General features: G+C 67.2%; 18 protein-coding genes. 14 read left to right on the top strand and 4 right to left on the bottom strand.

Annotated features, from left to right (window positions below):
- Nucleotide 1: 1 nt before the first annotated feature.
- Nucleotides 2–673: an acetyltransferase gene (locus H7A86_RS08880; protein ID WP_119132178.1), complete on the bottom strand. Its 672-nt coding sequence runs from the start codon at nt 671–673 to the stop codon at nt 2–4.
- Nucleotides 670–1,107 carry a sugar 3,4-ketoisomerase gene (locus H7A86_RS08875; RefSeq protein WP_104582862.1) on the bottom strand — a complete coding sequence of 146 codons (438 nt, stop codon included), beginning with the start codon at nt 1,105–1,107 and terminating at the stop codon, nt 670–672. The genes H7A86_RS08880 and H7A86_RS08875 overlap by 4 nt, the downstream gene beginning before the upstream one ends.
- Nucleotides 1,108–1,461: 354 nt before the next feature.
- Here H7A86_RS08875 and H7A86_RS08870 point away from each other — a divergent pair, with 354 nt between their 5' ends.
- The 14 genes from H7A86_RS08870 to H7A86_RS08805 all read left to right on the top strand — a co-directional run bounded on the left by H7A86_RS08870 (nt 1,462) and on the right by H7A86_RS08805 (nt 12,948).
- Entirely contained in the window at nt 1,462–2,028 is a 567-nt protein-coding gene (locus H7A86_RS08870) for a cytochrome b (protein ID WP_180708140.1), read from the top strand.
- Nucleotides 2,029–2,111: 83 nt separating this feature from the next.
- Nucleotides 2,112–3,455, top strand: a complete 1,344-nt coding sequence (locus H7A86_RS08865; RefSeq protein WP_119132179.1) for a cytochrome C — start codon at nt 2,112–2,114, stop codon at nt 3,453–3,455.
- A 33-nt stretch (nt 3,456–3,488) separates the two neighbouring features.
- Nucleotides 3,489–3,920 carry a c-type cytochrome gene (locus H7A86_RS08860; RefSeq protein WP_104648502.1) on the top strand — a complete coding sequence of 144 codons (432 nt, stop codon included), beginning with the start codon at nt 3,489–3,491 and terminating at the stop codon, nt 3,918–3,920.
- A 445-nt stretch (nt 3,921–4,365) separates the two neighbouring features.
- Nucleotides 4,366–5,094 (top strand): TorF family putative porin, encoded by a 729-nt coding sequence (locus H7A86_RS08855; protein WP_119132180.1) that lies wholly within the window; start codon nt 4,366–4,368, stop codon nt 5,092–5,094.
- 63 nt (nt 5,095–5,157) lie between these two features.
- The gene (locus H7A86_RS08850) at nt 5,158–5,739 is read left to right on the top strand and encodes a sigma-70 family RNA polymerase sigma factor (protein ID WP_104582859.1); all 582 of its coding nucleotides are present in this window, start codon (nt 5,158–5,160) and stop codon (nt 5,737–5,739) included.
- Complete coding sequence (locus tag H7A86_RS08845; protein ID WP_164740853.1) at nt 5,736–6,392, top strand: zf-HC2 domain-containing protein; 657 nt, start codon at nt 5,736–5,738, stop codon at nt 6,390–6,392. The genes H7A86_RS08850 and H7A86_RS08845 overlap by 4 nt, the downstream gene beginning before the upstream one ends.
- Entirely contained in the window at nt 6,389–7,714 is a 1,326-nt protein-coding gene (locus tag H7A86_RS08840; protein WP_119132182.1) for a S8 family serine peptidase, read from the top strand. The genes H7A86_RS08845 and H7A86_RS08840 overlap by 4 nt, the downstream gene beginning before the upstream one ends.
- Nucleotides 7,715–7,724: 10 nt before the next feature.
- A complete protein-coding gene (ccmC, locus tag H7A86_RS08835) occupies nt 7,725–8,483 on the top strand; it encodes a heme ABC transporter permease CcmC (protein ID WP_104582856.1) in 759 nt (252 codons plus the stop codon).
- Complete coding sequence (gene ccmD / locus H7A86_RS08830) at nt 8,480–8,689, top strand: heme exporter protein CcmD (protein ID WP_119132183.1); 210 nt, start codon at nt 8,480–8,482, stop codon at nt 8,687–8,689. Before ccmC ends, ccmD begins: the two co-directional genes overlap by 4 nt.
- Nucleotides 8,686–9,156 carry a cytochrome c maturation protein CcmE gene (gene ccmE / locus H7A86_RS08825; protein WP_119132184.1) on the top strand — a complete coding sequence of 157 codons (471 nt, stop codon included), beginning with the start codon at nt 8,686–8,688 and terminating at the stop codon, nt 9,154–9,156. Before ccmD ends, ccmE begins: the two co-directional genes overlap by 4 nt.
- Nucleotides 9,157–9,219: 63 nt before the next feature.
- Nucleotides 9,220–11,208, top strand: a complete 1,989-nt coding sequence (locus H7A86_RS08820) for a heme lyase CcmF/NrfE family subunit (RefSeq protein WP_119132185.1) — start codon at nt 9,220–9,222, stop codon at nt 11,206–11,208.
- Complete coding sequence (locus H7A86_RS08815; RefSeq protein ID WP_104582852.1) at nt 11,205–11,747, top strand: DsbE family thiol:disulfide interchange protein; 543 nt, start codon at nt 11,205–11,207, stop codon at nt 11,745–11,747. Before H7A86_RS08820 ends, H7A86_RS08815 begins: the two co-directional genes overlap by 4 nt.
- On the top strand, nt 11,747–12,229 hold the full coding sequence (locus H7A86_RS08810; protein WP_180496947.1) for a cytochrome c-type biogenesis protein: 483 nt from the start codon (nt 11,747–11,749) through the stop codon (nt 12,227–12,229). The genes H7A86_RS08815 and H7A86_RS08810 overlap by 1 nt, the downstream gene beginning before the upstream one ends.
- Nucleotides 12,229–12,948: a tetratricopeptide repeat protein gene (locus H7A86_RS08805; protein ID WP_119132186.1), complete on the top strand. Its 720-nt coding sequence runs from the start codon at nt 12,229–12,231 to the stop codon at nt 12,946–12,948. Before H7A86_RS08810 ends, H7A86_RS08805 begins: the two co-directional genes overlap by 1 nt.
- A gap of 96 nt (nt 12,949–13,044) precedes the next feature.
- Here the strand turns inward: H7A86_RS08805 and H7A86_RS08800 are convergent, their stop codons facing one another.
- Entirely contained in the window at nt 13,045–15,117 is a 2,073-nt protein-coding gene (locus tag H7A86_RS08800; RefSeq protein ID WP_104582849.1) for a PAS domain-containing sensor histidine kinase, read from the bottom strand.
- On the bottom strand, nt 15,104–16,618 hold the full coding sequence (locus H7A86_RS08795) for an ATPase domain-containing protein (protein WP_104582848.1): 1,515 nt from the start codon (nt 16,616–16,618) through the stop codon (nt 15,104–15,106). The genes H7A86_RS08800 and H7A86_RS08795 overlap by 14 nt, the downstream gene beginning before the upstream one ends.
- Nucleotides 16,619–16,751: the final 133 nt, after the last annotated feature.

Genomic DNA, 16,751 nt, shown 5'->3' with positions numbered 1-16,751 from the left:
CTCACAGCGCCACGTCGAAGCTGGACCTGCCGGCCACCGCGCGCGCCGGCGAGCCCACGTAGACGCGCTCGGGTTCGGTATGCCGGGTGACCAGCGCGCCGGCACCGATGATGTTGTCCGCGGCAATGCGCACCTTGTCGCTGAGCGTGGCGTTGACACCGATGAAGCTGCCGCGCCCGATCTCGCAATAGCCGGAAATCACCGCGTGCGAGGCGATGAAGACATTGTCCTGCACCACGGTGCGGTGACCGATATGGTTGCCGCTCCACAGGATGCAGTTGTCGCCGATCCGGGTGAACGGCTGGATGACATTGCCCTCGAAGAGGAAACAGTTGGCGCCGATCTGCGCATTGCGCCAGACGAACGCATGCGAACTGACGTAGCTGGCGCAGCGATAGCCGCGCCGCAGCATGTCCTGAAAAAAGCGCGTCCGCAGGCGGTTGAGCCGCGTGGCCGGGATGGCCACGAAGACCTCGTACTGCGCGGGCGGATAACGCTGTTCGAGCTCCTCAAAGGCCACCACCGGCAGCTCGGCCAGCGTGGGCCGCAACAGGAAGTCGCGCTCCACGCTGAAGGCCACCACGGTGTAGTCGCTGTCGTGCTGAAAATACTCGCAGGCGATCTGCGCAAACTCGCCTGCGCCAATGATCACCAATGGCTTGTGCACGCTCATGCTTCCAACCTGCGTGCTTCCAGGCCGCTGCCAGCGCGCGCCTCGCTGAGGAACTGGTCGTAGTCCAGAATGTAGTCGGCGGGATCGTAGAACTGGTCGGCCAGCACCATCAGCACGCAGTCGGGGCTGAAGCGATGCAGGTCGCGCCACACCATGCGGCCGAGCAGCAGGCCCTGCGATGGATCGTCCAGCACCACTTCCTGCTGGCCGTGGCCATCGCCCTGGTCCAGCAGGATCGTCACCGAGCCATGCAAGGCCACCGCAAGCTGGTTGAGCTGACGGTGTGCATGCTGTCCGCGATGGACGCCGTTGCGGGTGCCGAACAGGTAATACACGCGACGTATCTCGAACGGGACATTGCGCTGCTGCTCCAACGAAATGAGCAGTCCGCGATCGTCGCCGTGGGTATGCAACTGGATGCGTTCGATGGCCATGATCGGAAGGGCGTAACCGCTGACTGCACGTAGTGCGACATGCCTGAGTGCGCCGGGATGCGCGAAAGGTTGCGCGTGGTCACGGCACTGCGAAGCCAGGTGCGCACAAGCGCAGTTGCGCACGCCGCAGCACCGCGATGTGCGGCGCATGCGAGCGAAATGCCGACTGCAACGCAACCTTTCTCCGACATCGCCGCACATATCGGTGCACGTTCACCTGGCCGCCGTTCGGCCGGCGTGGGGAGCCAGGCCTGGCAGCGCACTGCCGGAACCAACGACCACCACCGGAAGACAGATCAGATGAGTCCATCCCCCCAGCCGCCCGCCAGCGCGTCCGCCAGCGGCGCAGGCCCCATGCCGCTGCCGGAACAGGCGCCCACAGCGGCGCGCGTGCTGCCGCTGCCAACCTCGATGCGTGTCCTGCACTGGCTTACCGTGCTGTGCCTGGCCATGGCGGCCACGCTGATCCTGCTGCGCACCGAACTGGATGGCCGCGCACTGCGCCAGTGGCTGCTGGAAGGTCACCGCCACTTCGGCCTGTTGGTACTGGTGTTGTTCGCATTGCGGGTCGGTTTGCGGCTGCGCCTGCGCACGCTGCCACCCGGCCCGCCCGCCTCGCTGCCGATGCGCCTGGCCGCTGGTACCACGCATGTGGCGATGTACGGGCTGATGCTCGCGTTGCCGTTGCTGGGCTGGGCGCTGAGCGGTGCCTTCGGCAAGACGGTCTATTTCTTCGGCATCCCGCTGCCCGCGTTGGTCGCACCCGATGGTGACCTCGGCGACACCCTGGGCATGTGGCACTTGAATGCCGCCTGGGCGCTGCTGGCGCTGGTGCTGCTGCATATCGGCGCCGCGCTCTGGCATCACCTGGTCTTGCGCGACGGCCTGCTGCGTCGCGTGCTGCCGGGCAAGCGCGCATGAGCCGCCGCATGCCGCCCTCTGTGACCCATTTCCTCGCCCGTTCCCGCACCGCTGCATCCCGCACTGTCGAACAAGGACTTTCCATGCCTGCTCCCCAGCCCGCTCCGCGTCGCACCGCCACGCGTCCCGCCTCCCTGACGTCCTTGTTGTGCGTGTCCGGCCCGTTGCTGCTGCTGGCCAGCACGCACGCCCAGGCGATCCCATCGTTCGCGCGCCAGACCGGCTCGTCCTGCGCGGATTGCCACATCGGTTCCTACGGCCCGTCGCTCACGCCTTACGGCATGCGCTTCAAGCTTGGCGGCTTCACCGATACCAATGGCGAAGGCACCAAGATCCCGGTGTCCGGCCAGCTGACCTGGGCGCGCAACAATCCCAGCCGTGGCGACAGCACCGCGCGGCTGACCCAGGCCGACCTGTATCTGGCCGGCCGGGTCAACGACAACATCGGCGGCTACTCCAAGATCCGCTCCAACAACAGCGGCAACGCCACCTTCGATACGCGCCTGGACGATGTGGACCTGCGCTTTGTCAGCAAACCGTTCCAGATGGCCGGCAAGGACACCATGCTCGGCGTCAGCGTCAACAACAATCCGGGCATTTCCGACCCGGTGCATGTGTTGCCGAATGCGTCCACCCTGACGCCGGCATCCAATGGCGGCGCGTCCACCATGCTCAGCTCCTCGTCCCTGTCCAACCGCGTCATCGGTGCCAGCGTGTACGGGCTGTACGACAAGAACTGGTACGGCGAAGTGGGCAGCTACAGCGCGTTGTCGCCGTCGGCGCAGGATCGGCTCGGCTGGCCGATCAACGGCGACCCGGGCAAGCTCAGCGACACCAGTTATGCGCGTCTTGCGTACATGAAGGACATGAAGCGGCAATTCTTCTCGGTGGGCCTGACCGCGCTCAACACGCGTCGCCAGCGTCCGCGCAACGGGCCCAGCGATGACCTCACCGATTTCGGCTACGACCTGACCTATCAATTCCTCGGCACCCGCGAACACGTGCTGTCGCTGGCCTACGTCAACATCTACGAGCGCCGCAGATACGGCAGCCCGCTGATTCCGTCCGACCCGACCATGCCCGCGCTCGACCGTGGCAGCGTGCGCGACCAGACCATCAGCATGAACTACGCGTTCAAGCAGACCTACGGCGTGCTGGCCGCGCACATGATCAACACCGGTTCGTTCGATGCAGCGCGTTATTCGCCGGTCGGCATCCCCGACACCACCAGCAATCTGATCCTGGTGTACTGGAGCCCGTTCGGGCGCGAAGGCACCTACACCACCAATGCCAACCTGCGCGTGTCGGCTGGCTGGTTCCGCTTCGACAAGTTCAACGGCAGCACCTCCAACGTGTTCCGCGGACCGCCGATCACCAATCCGCGCGACCTCGACAGCTTCACGCTGTCGGTGAACCTGGCGTTCTGATTTCCCCTGTTGCACGCAACCGTACGGACTCCCATGCCTTCATTTCCCAAGACCCTGTTGTGCGCTTCGCTAGCCGGCCTGCTGCTGGCCGGCGCCACCCTGACCGCCCCGGCGCGGGCCGCCGATGGCAAGAGCGTGTTCGCAAGCGAATGTGCCGAATGCCACAGCGCCACCCAGGGCAAGAACAAGAAGGGCCCGTCCCTGTTTGGCATCGTCAACCGCCCTCCCGGCAGCGTGGCCGATTTCAGCGGCTACTCGCCCGACCTCAAAGCTTATTCGGCCGTGCTCAAGGGCCGCTCGACGGACCTGATGCCGAACAAGGGCGTCTGGGACGCAAACAGCCTCAAGGCATTCCTGAAACAGGACTCCAAGAAGGCCCTGCCGGGCACCAAGATGAAGTACGAAGGGCTGGAGGACGAAAAGGAACTGGACGCGCTGATCGCCTACCTCGCTACCCTGCATTGAGACCGTCCGGCAGGCGACGGACCGGCCGCGCCGGCACCCCGGCGCGGGATGCCTGCCCCAGGGCGGTCCCGGCACCGGCCTGACCGCGCCGCCGGTGGAGAGGGATGCCCGCTTCAAGCAGCGTACAGCCGGCCGGCCGCAGTGTCCGCGTCCAGCACCGCCCCCCGGACCAGCACTGCACATGTGTGCCGGGCCGCGTCGCCTGAACCGGTCCCTTCGCGTATACGGACGAAACCGTCGCAGCCGCGGCGGTCTCGTCCTGCGTGATGGGTGACTATCCCGCCCCGCCCTGTGCCGACGTCCTACGCCCATGCCCACCGTGTCACCCGCCCAGCACGCCCCCTTACGACCGCGACGCCGCTGCGCCTGCGGCGGGCAGCCGTGGGGCGCGATCGGTGCACGCCCGACGCTGTACGCCGTGTTTTTGTCGCCAGGCCTGCCCTGCATGTCTCTGCGCTGCGGGCGGCACCACCGCGCGCCGTTGCGCCGCAGTCTGTTGCTGGCGCTGGTGCTGGGCCCGTGCGGCAACGCGCTGGCGGATAACCTCGGCGGCGCGGTCGCCGTGGCCTCGACCCTGATCGACCGCGGCATCTCGGTCGCCCCCAACCGCGTCACCCTGCAGGCAGCCGGCTACTGGCTGCCCTCCCCCGGCTGGTCGGTCTCGGTGTCCACGGCACTGCAGTCGCCCTCGCTGAGCCGGCCGGTGGCGGTGACTGCCCAGGGCGCACGCGCCTGGATGCTGGACGACCGTTGGCAAATGCAGGCCAGCCTGTTGTATTACGCCTACCCCGCCGACCGCCAGTCGCGCACCTTCGACCGCCAGGAAGCGAGCCTGGCGTGGTCCTACCGCGACATGCTCACGTTCTCGCTGTCCACCTTCAATTTCCCGCGTGCGCAGCGGTCTCCCTGGAACAAGGTGATCGATGTCACCGCCAGCGTGCCGCTGTCGGCCAGTGTCAGCCTCTCGGCAGGCGCCGGCATCTCCGACTTCCCGGCCATGACCTACGGTGCCCAGAGTTCCGGCCGCTATCGGTATGGGCAACTGGGCCTGAAATGGAACCACGCCGCATGGACCGTGAAGCTGGACCGGGTGCTGACCAGCAGCAACACCCCGCGTGCGCAGGGCGGCCCCGGCGAAACGCCGTGGGTGGGCATGGTGTCGCGCGCGTTCTGATCCACCCGCAACCTTTTGCCCGCTCCCGGGCACCTAGATGTGTCCTCTGCCGTGCGTGCCTTGATGAATGATTCCGACACCCTGGGTGATGCCACCGATCGCATGCTGCTGCGCCGCATGGCGGCGGGCGATCGCGCCGCGTTGTCCACCATGTACACCAGCTATCACGGCCGGCTGTGCCGGTTCCTGTCGCGCCTGACCCGGCGCCCGGACATCATCGAGGAAGCCATCAACGACTGTTTCTGGATCGCCTGGCAGAAGGCCGGCGACTTCCGCGGCGATTCGCAGGTCTCGACCTGGATCATGGGCATTGCCTACCGCTGCGGCCTCAAGTGCCTGCGCCAGCACGACGGCGAGGCCATCGACGATACCGCCATGGTGGAAGACCACGCCCCCAGCGCCGACGACAACGACGACCGCGAACTGCGCGACTGGCTCGACAAGGGCATGGAACGGTTGTCGCCGGACCAGCGCCTGGTGATCGAACTGGTCTATGGCGTCGGCCACAAGCTGGAAGAAGTCGCCGAGATCATGCAGTGCCCGGTGGGCACCATCAAGGCCCGGCTGTTCCATGCGCGGGTCAAATTACGCAATGTGCTGCCCGGCCTGGCCGGCGGCGCCCCCTATACGGAGACCATGCAATGAAGACGTTTTTCATCGCGCCTGGCAAGGAATGCTCGCACGCCTGGGAACTGATGCCCGCGGTCCTGCTCGACAGCGCCACCGAGGAAGAGAACACCTGGCTGATCGCGCATGTGGCCAAGTGCGCCTCGTGCAGTGCCGAGTTCGCCCAGCAGAACCGCCTGCGCCAGGCGCTGGCACTGCCGTCGGCGGTGAAGCTGGACCCCGACGCCGGCCTGCAGCGCCTGCTCGGCCGGCTGGATGCGCCGGAGCAGATCAGCGCGCCTGCGCCGCCGCCGGCAGCGCGCCGCTCCGGCAGCTGGACGGTCCGTGCCCTGGCGGCCGCGGCCCTGGTGCAGGCGATCGGCCTGGGCGTCATGGGCGTCAAGCTGGCCTCGCCGGCGCCCTCGCACGACTACCGCACGCTCAGCAGCGCCACCGCCCAGCCGGTGCCGCAAGGCGCCATCCGGGTGGTGCCAGACGCCAGGATGACCGTGGCCGACTGGGACCGCCTGCTGCATGCGCAGCAGTTACAGGTGATCGGCGGGCCCAACGACATGGGCGCTTACACCGTGGTGCCGGCCGCACTGCAACCGCCGGCCCAGCCGCAGCGGACCGTGCAACAGCTGCGCGCCAACCCCGGCATCCGGATGGCCGAGATCGTGTCCGCGCCATGAAGCGCATGCTCGCCATCGGCGTGATCGCCGCATGCATCGGCCTTGGCACGCACACCAGCGTGCAGGCCGCAGCGCAGGAGCCGGCGCAGGTCGCCGCCGCCGGCAGCAGCACGCCACCGGCAGCCGATGCGCAGACGCCCGACAGCAGCCGCGACATCCTGCTGGCGGTGGCCAACCCGCTCAGTGCGCCGCCGGCGCGCGCCGGTTCCAGCCTGATCGGCTACGCCTCCAGTTACTACGGCGCCGGCCAGAAGGCGGCCGCGCGCATGGAAGCGCTCAAGCAGCGCTACAAGCTGCGCGAAGTCGCCGGCTGGCCGATCACCTCGCTGGGCCTGTACTGCGCGGTGTTGCAGCCGCCACCGGGCGTGTCGCGCGACGAACTGGTCACTGCGCTGGCCGACGACGACGGCGTGGAGCTGGTGCAGCCGGTGCAGGATTTCTCGGTGTTTTCCGCCGACGCGTCGGAAAAGACCACCGCGCTGTCCGGCTACAACGACCCGTACGTGGATCTGCAACGCGGCTTCATCGCCACCGATGCGGCCAGCGCGCAGACCGTCACCCAGGGCCGCGGCGTGGTGGTGGCGGTGGTGGATACCGGCGTGGACACCACCCATGCCGACCTGAAGACACGCATCCGCGATGTGCACGACCTGGTCGACGACGCGCCGGTGATGACCAGCAGCGACTCGCACGGCACCGAAGTGGCCGGCATCATCGCCGCCGGCAGCAACAACCATCAAGGCATCGTCGGCATGGCGCCCAAGGCCATGCTGAGCATCTACAAGGCCTGCTGGTATGCGCCCAGCGTCGGCGCCACCGCACGCTGCAACACCTTCACCCTGGCCAAGGCGCTGGCGGCGATCAACAACAGCTCCGCGCGCGTGATCAACCTGAGCCTGGGTGGCCCGGCCGACCCGCTGCTGAGCAAGATGCTGCAGCACCTGGTGCAGCAAGGGCGCATCGTGGTCACCGCAATGCCGCCGAACGGGCGCCTGGACGGCTTTCCCAACGATGTGCCGGGCGTGCTGGTGGTCCGCAGCAGCAGCTCCAGCGCCGCCATGCCCGGCGTGCTCAGCGCCCCCGGCAAGGACATCCTGACCACCCAGCCGAACGGCCGCTACGACTTCACCTCCGGCTCGTCGATGGCCACCGCGCATGTCAGCGGCATGGTCGCGTTGTTGCTGTCGCTGTCGCCCTCGCTCGATGCCAAGGCACTGCGCGAGCTGATGCAGCGCACCAGCAAGATCTCCGACGGCCAGTTGCAGGTCAACGCCGGCGCCGCCGTGCAGGCACTGGCGCCTCCCGCCCGACATTCCAACTGACGACACCGGCATGGCCAAGTGGATTCCCCTGTGGCTGCATAAACTCAGCTCGCCGCCCGTCTTCTATCGCGTCGCCGGACGCGTGCGCCCGTGGGCATTGGGCCTGGCGCTGTTGCTGGGTGCGGTGGCCGCCTACGGTGGGCTGGTGCTGGCGCCGCCGGATTACCAGCAGCACGACGCCTACCGCATCATCTTCATCCACGTGCCCAGCGCCTGGATGAGTCTTTTCATCTACGCGGCGATGGGCGTGGCGGCGTTCATCGCGCTGGTATGGCGGATCAAGCTGGCCGAGGTGGTGACCATGGCCTCGGCGCCGATCGGCGCGGCCTTCACCTTCATCACCTTGTGCACCGGCGCGCTGTGGGGCAAGCCGATGTGGGGTACCTGGTGGACCTGGGATGCGCGGCTGACTTCCGAGTTGCTGCTGCTGTTTTTGTATCTGGGCGTGCTCGGCCTGTACCACGCAGTGGAAGAGCGCCGCCAGGCGATGCGCGCGGCCGGGCTGCTCGCGCTGGTGGGCCTGGTCAATCTGCCGATCGTGCATTACTCGGTGGTGTGGTGGAACACCTTGCACCAGGGCTCCACCGTGCGCCTGCTCGGCCCCTCCACGATGAGCGCAGACATGCTGTGGCCGCTGCTGACGATGCTGCTGGCCACCAAGTGCTACTACGTGGCCAGCCTGTTCGGCCGCGTGCGCGTGGACCTGCTCGCCCTGGACAGCGGCAAGGACTGGGCACGCCGCATCGTGTTGACCGGGCGCACCGCATGACCACCTTGCTGGCCATGGGTGGTTACGGGCAATACGTGTGGACCGCGTACGCGCTGTTCGTGCTGGTGCTGCTGGCCGATCTGGCATCGCCGTGGTTGCGTCGGCGCCGCCTGCCGCGCGAACTGCGCGGCCAGTTGCAACGGCAGGCGCCGCGGCGCCCACGCGATGTGGCGGCTGCAGCGCCGCTGGAGCGTGAGGCCCCATGAACGCCACCCGCAAGCAACGCCTGTGGCTGGTGATCGGCGCACTCGCCGCCGCCGCTTTGGCCGTCACGCTGATCGTGCTCGCACTGCAACGGAACATGAGCTATCTGTTCACGCCCAGCCAGGTGCATGCCGGCGCAGCGGCGAGTTATCAGCAGTTCCGCCTCGGCGGCATGGTCAAGGCCGGCTCGATCCAGCGCGCCACCGACAGCCTCACCGTCCATTTCACCGTGATCGACAAGCACGCCGCGACGCAGGTCGAATACACCGGCATTCTTCCGGACCTGTTTCGCGACAACCAGTCGGTGATCGCCAACGGGCGCATGCAGGGCGGGCGCTTTGTCGCCAATGAAGTGCTGGCCAAGCACGACGAAACCTACATGCCGAAGGAACTGAAGGACGCGATGGCCGAAGGCCATGTCGGCAAGCCGATGCCCGCCACCGCCGCGCCGCTGGCCGCGCCGCGTTGAGGCGGCATCGGCTGCGCTTCGCTCACTCGATGACCTCTTCCTGCTGCACGTTGCGACCTACCCATGACGCCTGAACTCGGCCAGATCGCATTGATCCTGGCGTTACTGCTCTCGCTGGCCCAGGGCGTGTTGCCGCTGGTCGGCGCCTGGCGCGGCAACACCGCGTTGATGGGCATTGCGCGGCCTGCGGCGGTCGGCCAGGCGCTGTTCGTGTGGATGGCGTTCGGCCTGCTCGCCTGGTCGCTGCTGTCGCTGGATCTTTCGGTGCGCTATGTCGCCGACAACGCCAACCTTGCCCTGCCCTGGTACTACCGCTTCGCCGCGGTGTGGGGTGCGCACGAAGGCTCGCTGCTGCTGTGGATCGCGATCCTGTCGACCTGGACGGTGCTGCTGGCCGCCTTCAGCCGGCATCTGCCGCAGCAGTTCGCCGCGCGCGTGCTGGCGGTGCTGGGGCTGGTGTCGGTGGGCTTTCTGGCCTTCATCCTGCTGACCTCCAATCCGTTCGGGCGGCTGTCGCCGATCCCGCTGGATGGCAACGAGCTCAATCCGGTGCTGCAGGATCCGGGCATGACCTTCCACCCCCCGGTGCTGTACACCGGCTATGTCGGTTTCTCGGTGGCGTTCGCGTTCGCGGTGGCGGCCCTGCTCGGCGGCGAACTGGAACAGGCCTGGGTGCGCTGGGCGCGGCCGTGGACCAACGTGGCCTGGGCCTGCCTCACCGCCGGCATCGTTGCCGGCAGCTGGTGGGCATACGCGGAACTGGGCTGGGGTGGCTGGTGGTTCTGGGACCCGGTGGAAAACGCCAGTTTCATGCCGTGGCTGGTCGGCACCGCGCTGATCCACACCCAGGCGGTCACCGAAAAACGCGGCAGCCTGCGTGCCTGGACCATCCTGCTGTCGATCCTGGCGTTCTCGCTGTCGTTGCTGGGCACCTTCCTGGTGCGCTCGGGCGTGCTGACCTCGGTGCATGCCTTCGCCGCCGATCCGCGCCGCGGCCTGTACATCCTGATCTTCCTGGTCGCCGTGGTCGGCGGCTCGTTGCTGCTGTACGCGCTGCGCGCACCCAGGATCGCCAGCGGCAAACCGTTCGCCGCCGCCTCGCGCGAGACCGCGATCCTGATCGGCAACCTGCTGCTCACCGTGGCCGCGGCGATGGTGTTGCTGGGCACCTTGTTTCCGCTGGTGGCCGATGCCTTCGGCCTGGGCAAGGTATCGGTGGGGCCGCCCTACTTCGGCCTGCTGTTCCCGCTGCTGATGGTGCCGGTGATGCTGTTGCTGCCGTTCGGCCCGTACCTGCGTTGGGGCAAGGCCGAGGCGGCGCCGTTGCGGGCACTGGGCACGCGCGCCGGCATCGCCGCGATTGCCTGTGCGCTGGTCGGCAGTCTGTTTGCCGATGGCCAGGTCAAGGCGATTGCCGGGATCGGCGTCGCCGCATGGGTGGCAGCCGGCACCGCGCTGTACATGCACAAGCGCTGGCGCGAGATGCCGCGCGGCCGGCGCTTTCCTGCGGAAATGGCCGGCATGCTGCTCGCGCATGCGGGCGTGGCGGTTTTCGTGGCCGGCGTGCTGGTGTCTGAAAGCCTGTCGGTCGAACGCGACGTGCGTCTGGCACCCGGGCAGACCGCCGAGATCGCCGGCTACGCATTCCGCTTCGATGGCGTGCAACTGATCGACGGGCCGAACTGGAAGGCCGAACAAGGCAGCGTGCAGGTCAGCCGCGATGGCCAGGTGGTGGCCCAACTGCATCCGCAAAAACGCCTGTACAGCAGCGAGCGCATCCAGACCGAGTCGGCGATCGACCCCGGCATCACGCGCGATCTGTATGTCGCACTCGGCGAGCCGCTGGACGACCAACACATCGAATACGACTGGACGCTGCGGCTGTACTACAAACCCTTCATCCGCTGGATCTGGGCCGGCGGCCTTTTGATGATGCTGGGCGGTTTTGTCAGCGCCTGCGCCCGCCGTTTCCGTGCGCCGGCCCTCGCCGGCACGGCGGCCAGGGCACCGGCACACGGCGCCCTGGTCACCGCACAGGAATCGCACGCATGAACCGTCTGCTGCCCTTGCTGGGTTTCCTGTTGCTGGCGGCGCTGTTCGGCTTCGGCATCTACTGGACGATGCAGCACAACCCGCGCGAGGTACCCTCGCCGTTGATCGGCAAGCCGGCGCCGGCGTTCTCGCTGCCGCTGCTGGATCAGCCCGGGCAACGCGTCAGCCGCGATCAGCTGCTGGGCAAGGCCTACGTGCTCAATGTGTTCGGCAGCTGGTGCGCCGAATGCGTGCACGAACATCCGGTGCTGATGGCCCGCGCCAGCCGGCTCGGGGTGCCGCTGATCGGCTACAACTACAAGGACGCGCCTGCCGACGCCACCGCCTGGCTTGCGCAACATGGCAACCCCTATGCCTTGGTCATCGCCGATGAAACCGGCCAGACCGCGATCGACTTCGGCGTCTACGGTGCACCGGAAAGTTTCCTGATCGATGCGCAAGGCGTGATCCGCTACAAGCACATCGGCGTGCTCACGCCCGAGGTCATCGACGACGCGCTGCTGCCCGCCATCGCCGCATTGCCCAGGACCACGCCGTGATGGCGGCGCGCCGCGCATGGCGCTGGTACTGGCGCATGCAGGGCCGGCCATTGCGTTTGCTGCTGGTGCTGCTGCTGGGCGCGCTGCTTGCACCGCCGCTGGCGGCGCAGGCCGTGGACCCGCTGCCGTTCAAGAACCGCAGCGACGAAGCGCGCTACCAGCGCCTGACCGCACAGCTGCGCTGCCTGGTGTGCCAGAACGAGAACCTGGCCGACTCCAACGCCGCACTGGCGCGTGACCTGCGCCATCAGGTGTTTGCGCAACTGCAGGCCGGCAGGAGCGATGCGCAGATCAAGCAGTACATGGTCGATCGCTATTCGGATTTCGTGCTGTACGACCCGCCGGTCAAGCGCGGCACCTGGCTGCTGTGGTTCGGTCCGTTGCTGCTGCTGGGCGCCGGTGCGGGCGTGGTGATCCATACCGTGCGCAAACGTGCGCGTGCCGGCACCCCGATGGCGCCGCAGGCGGAGGAAGAGTGGTGATGACGGGTTTCTATGTCGCAAGCGCCGCGCTGGTGGTGGTTGCCTTGCTGTTGTTGCTGGTGCCGTTGCTGCGCCGGCCCACACGCAATGGCAACGCACGCTACATCTTGCCGATTGCCCTGGTGCTCGGCGTGCCCGTCGCCACGGCCGGTCTGTATCGGCTGGTGGGCGCGCCGGAGGCGATCGCGCGGCGCGTGTACGCGGCGGCGCAGCCCCTGGCGCAACCGGCCGCCGCGCCGCCGTCCATTGCCGGTGCTGAGCAAACGCGGGCCGCCCAGGCCGACGCTGCCGCTGACGCTGCGCAGGAGCAGAGGTTGGAAGCGTTGATGCAGCAAGCTAAAGCGCACGAGCAGGACAACCGCCCCGCCGATGCGCGTGAAGCCTATGCGCAAGCGCTGAAGATCGCGCCCGATCTCAGCGCTGCCCTGGTCGGCTGGGTGGCTGCGGACATGGCCACGCGCAGCGATTTCGCCATCGACGCCGACGCACGCGCCCGCCTGCAACAGGTGGTCGCACGCGAGCCGGATCATCAACGCGGCCTGTGGCTGCTGGGCATCAGCGACTTTCAGCAGCACGACTACCGCGCGGCCAGCGCGCACTGGCGCCATCTGCATGGCTTACTCGACGCCGGCTCGCCGATGCAGAAAGCGGTGGCCGACAAGATCGCCGTGGCCGAAGCCCTGGCAAGCACGCGGCAATCCAGGCGTGCAGCGCCCTGAAGCCAGCTGCGGACTGTGTCCGCGTTCAAAGACACCACGCTGCCAGCCGGCCGAAGCGCCGCCATGGCGGCGGCCGCAATCGACCGCGTGACGCATTCAGGCCGACGGCCCCAGCACCTCGTGCAGCTTTCCGCTGAACTCGCCCAGCGTAAATGGCTTGGCGATCATGCTCATGCCTTCGGCAAGAAACTCGCCGCGATCGCGCGCGGTTTCCGCATAGCCGGTCATGAAGATCACCGGCAGATCGCCGCGCGACTGCCGCGCGATCTCCGCCAGCTGGCGCCCGTTCAGTCCAGGCAGGCCCACATCGGTCACCAGCAGATCGATCCGCCGCGGCGAGGCCAGGATCGGCAGCGCCGCATCGGCATCGGCAACCACATCGGCCTGATAGCCCAACTCGTTGAGCAGCTCGGTCACCAGCAGCCGCACCTGTTCGTCGTCTTCCACCACCAGCACCTGCTGGCCGCGCCCGGCCACCACCGCGCCGGCTTGCGGCTGCGGCGACACCGCCTGCGGATGGAGACCGGCCGGCAGATACAGGCTCACCGTGGTGCCCTTTCCCAGCTCGGATTCCACCCATACCTGCCCGTTGGACTGCTGCATGAAGCCGTAGATCATCGACATGCCCAGGCCGGTGCCCTGCCCGATCGGCTTGGTGGTGTAGAACGGTTCGAACACGCGCTCCAGCACATCGGCCGGCATGCCGGCGCCGCTGTCGGTCACCGACACCACCGCGTAATTGCCCGGCGCCAGCGTCACCCCGCGCCCGAGTGCCAGCGGCTGCCCTTCGACCTGCAACTGGCGGGTGGCGATGCGCAACCGCCCGCCGTCGGGCATCGCATCGCGGGCATTGATCGCCAGGTTGAGCAGCGCGCTTTCCAGCTGGTTTTCGTCCACATACGCCTGCGGCAGGTCGGCCTGCAGGTCGGTGTCCAGGCGCACCGATTCGCCCAGCGTGCGCGCCAGCAACTCCTGCAGCGACACCACCAGATCGTTCAGATGCAGGTGCCGCGCTTCCAGCGATTGCCGGCGCGAAAACGCCAGCAGCCGTTGCGTCAGTGCGGCCGCACGCAGGGCCGATGCCGACGCTACATCCAGGAAGCGGCCCAGCCCCTCGGTGCGACCCTGGTCGATGCGCAGGCGCGCCAGATCCAGCGCCGACAGGATGCCGGTCAGCATGTTGTTGAAGTCGTGCGCGATGCCGCCGGTCAGCTGGCCCACTGCTTCCATTTTCTGCGCCTGGCGCAATGCCGCCTCGCTGGACTCGCGCGCCAGCATCTGCTGCTGCAGCTCGGCGGTGCGCTCGGCCACCTTGATCTCGAGCAGACTGGCCTGCTGCTGGATCGATTCCAGCGCCAGCGCGCGCGCGGTGATGTCGGTGGCAAATACATGAAAGCCGTCCACCTTGCCGTCCGCATCCAGGCGCGGCATGTAGCGGATCTCCGCATCCCGCCGGCGCCCGTCGGCGTGCGGCCAACTCGCCTCCACCGTCAACGCCTGCCCGGCCAACGCGGCTTCGATCCAGGCGCGACGCTCCTGCACCACCGCAGGTCCGACCACGTCCACCAAGGGCTGCCCGATCACTTCTGCAGGCGGGATGCCGATCCAGTCCTCGTACGAGCGGTTGGCAAAGCGGTACACCAGGTCCTTGTCGATGAAGGCGATCAGCACCGGCAGCGCGTCGGTGACCCGGCGCAATTCGGCCTCGCTCGACATCAGTGCGGTCTTGCTTTCGGCCAGTTGCGCCATCTGGTCGCGGATCACGAACTGCTTCTGGCGCGAGCGCAATGCAGTGGAAATGGCGCTCAGCAACGACGACGAACTCAGCGGCCGTTCCAGCTCGATGACATTGGTCACTTCCGGCGGCAGCGTGGCCTGGCGCCCGCCGTGGGCGCCGCGTGGTGCACGCAGCAGCACGAACGGAATATCCGACCAGGCGGCCTGGCTCTGCAGGATGTGCGAAAGCCGCTGCAGATCGCCGCCGACCGCTTCTTCGGTCAACACCACCACACCGGAGGCATCGAGCAGGTCGTCCGCCAGCGCTGCCAGCGAGCCATACACCCGGCGTGTCAGTCCGCGCTGGCCAACGATGCCGGCAATGCTTTCCGCATCGCGGCCGAATGGCGCGATGATGTGGACGATGGATCCATCCGGGTCACAGGTAGTCAAGGGGACGATCCAGCAATGGCGTATCGTCCCCGACGAAGTGCGGCGTACCGGTCAACACGCCGTGGAATTTCTCCAGCGGCTCGCTCAGATGGATACCGCTCGTCCCGATGCGCAACTCGCGGATCGAATCCTCATGCGCGCCACTGCGGTTCTTGATCACCGACAAGGCCTTGCGGATGCGCCCCTGCGCCTCAAAGAAGCGGAACAGGATGACGGTATCGGCCATGTAGGAGATGTTGAGGTTGCCGGTGGACATCGTGCCGACCAGGCCATGCTGCGGATTGACCAGGAAGGTGGTCACGCCGCTCTGGTTGAGATAGGAAAGCAACTCGTGCATCTGCAGCATCAACTGCTTTTCCTGCGGCATCGAGGTGAGATAGCCGTTGAGGCTGTCGATCACCAGCAAGCGGCAATCGCGCTCTTCCACACTGGCGCGCACCGCCCAGGCGAACTCGCCCGGGGTCAGTTCGGCCGGATCCATCTGATGCAGTTCCAGCAGGCCCGCGTCCAGATACTTGCGCAGATCCATGCCCAGACTCTCGGCACGCGTCAGCAAGGTGCCGGTGCGCTCGTCGAACTCCAGGATGCAGCAATGCTCGCCGCGCTCGCAGGCGGCGGTGACGTACTGCAGCGCGATATTGGTCTTGCCCGACCCGGCAGGCCCGGTCAACAGCGTGCTGGTGCCGCGCAACGGCCCACCGTGCAGCAGCGCATCGACCCGCTCAACGCCACTGGACACCGCATCGCCAATGAACGGCACGTGGTGATCGGAGGCGATCAGACGCGGATAGATCCGCATGCCGCCGGTGGTGATGGTGATGTCGTGATAGCCGGCGATGAAATCCACGCCACGCAATTTCTGCACCTGCATGCGCCGACGCGCCGCACCGAAATCCAGCGTCATGCGTTCCAGCGAAATCACCCCATGGCACAGGCTGTGCAGATGCGCGTCGCGTTCGCCATTCTCGCCGGTGAGGTCATCGACCAGAAACACGGTGATATTGCGCGGCGCAAAGAACTGCTTGAGCGCCAGCACCTGGCGCCGGTAGCGCAGCGAATCCTGTGCCAGCAGGCGCAACTCGGACAACGAATCGAAGACCACACGCGTCGGCTTGACCCGGTCCACCTCGGCCTGGATCAGCTTGATGGTGCCGTCCAGCTCCATTTCCCACGGGTGCAGAATGGACTGCTGGCGTCCATCGCCCAGAAACGCCTCAGCCGAAGCGAGCTCGAAGATATGCAGCGCCTCCAGCGACCAGTCGTGCGAGGTGGCCACCTCGTTGAGCTCGTCGATGGTTTCCGACAAGGTCACGTACAGACAGCTCTCGCCCTTGGCCGCGCCATCGAGCAGGAACTGCAGCGACGCTGTGGTCTTGCCCGAGCCCGGCTGGCCTTCCAGCAGGTACAGGCGGTTGGGCGGCAGCCCGCCGCGCAAGATGGTGTCAAGCCCTGTCGTACCAGTCGTAATGCGGTTTGCGATCATCGGCTTCAGATTTCCCATGGACCTAAATTTATCACGGGCGCGTCATGCGCCGCTGCGCGCGCGTGAATCGATCAGCTTGCTTGGCGCACCCTGTGCGCCTGCACTACCGGCATCGTGCCGTGATCGGTGCCGCGCTTTATGACAGTTCCGA

The sequence above is a fragment of the Xanthomonas euroxanthea genome, from assembly GCF_903989455.1.
Taxonomy (GTDB): Bacteria; Pseudomonadota; Gammaproteobacteria; order Xanthomonadales; family Xanthomonadaceae; genus Xanthomonas; species Xanthomonas euroxanthea.
This window is presented reverse-complemented; position numbering and strand designations above follow the sequence as displayed.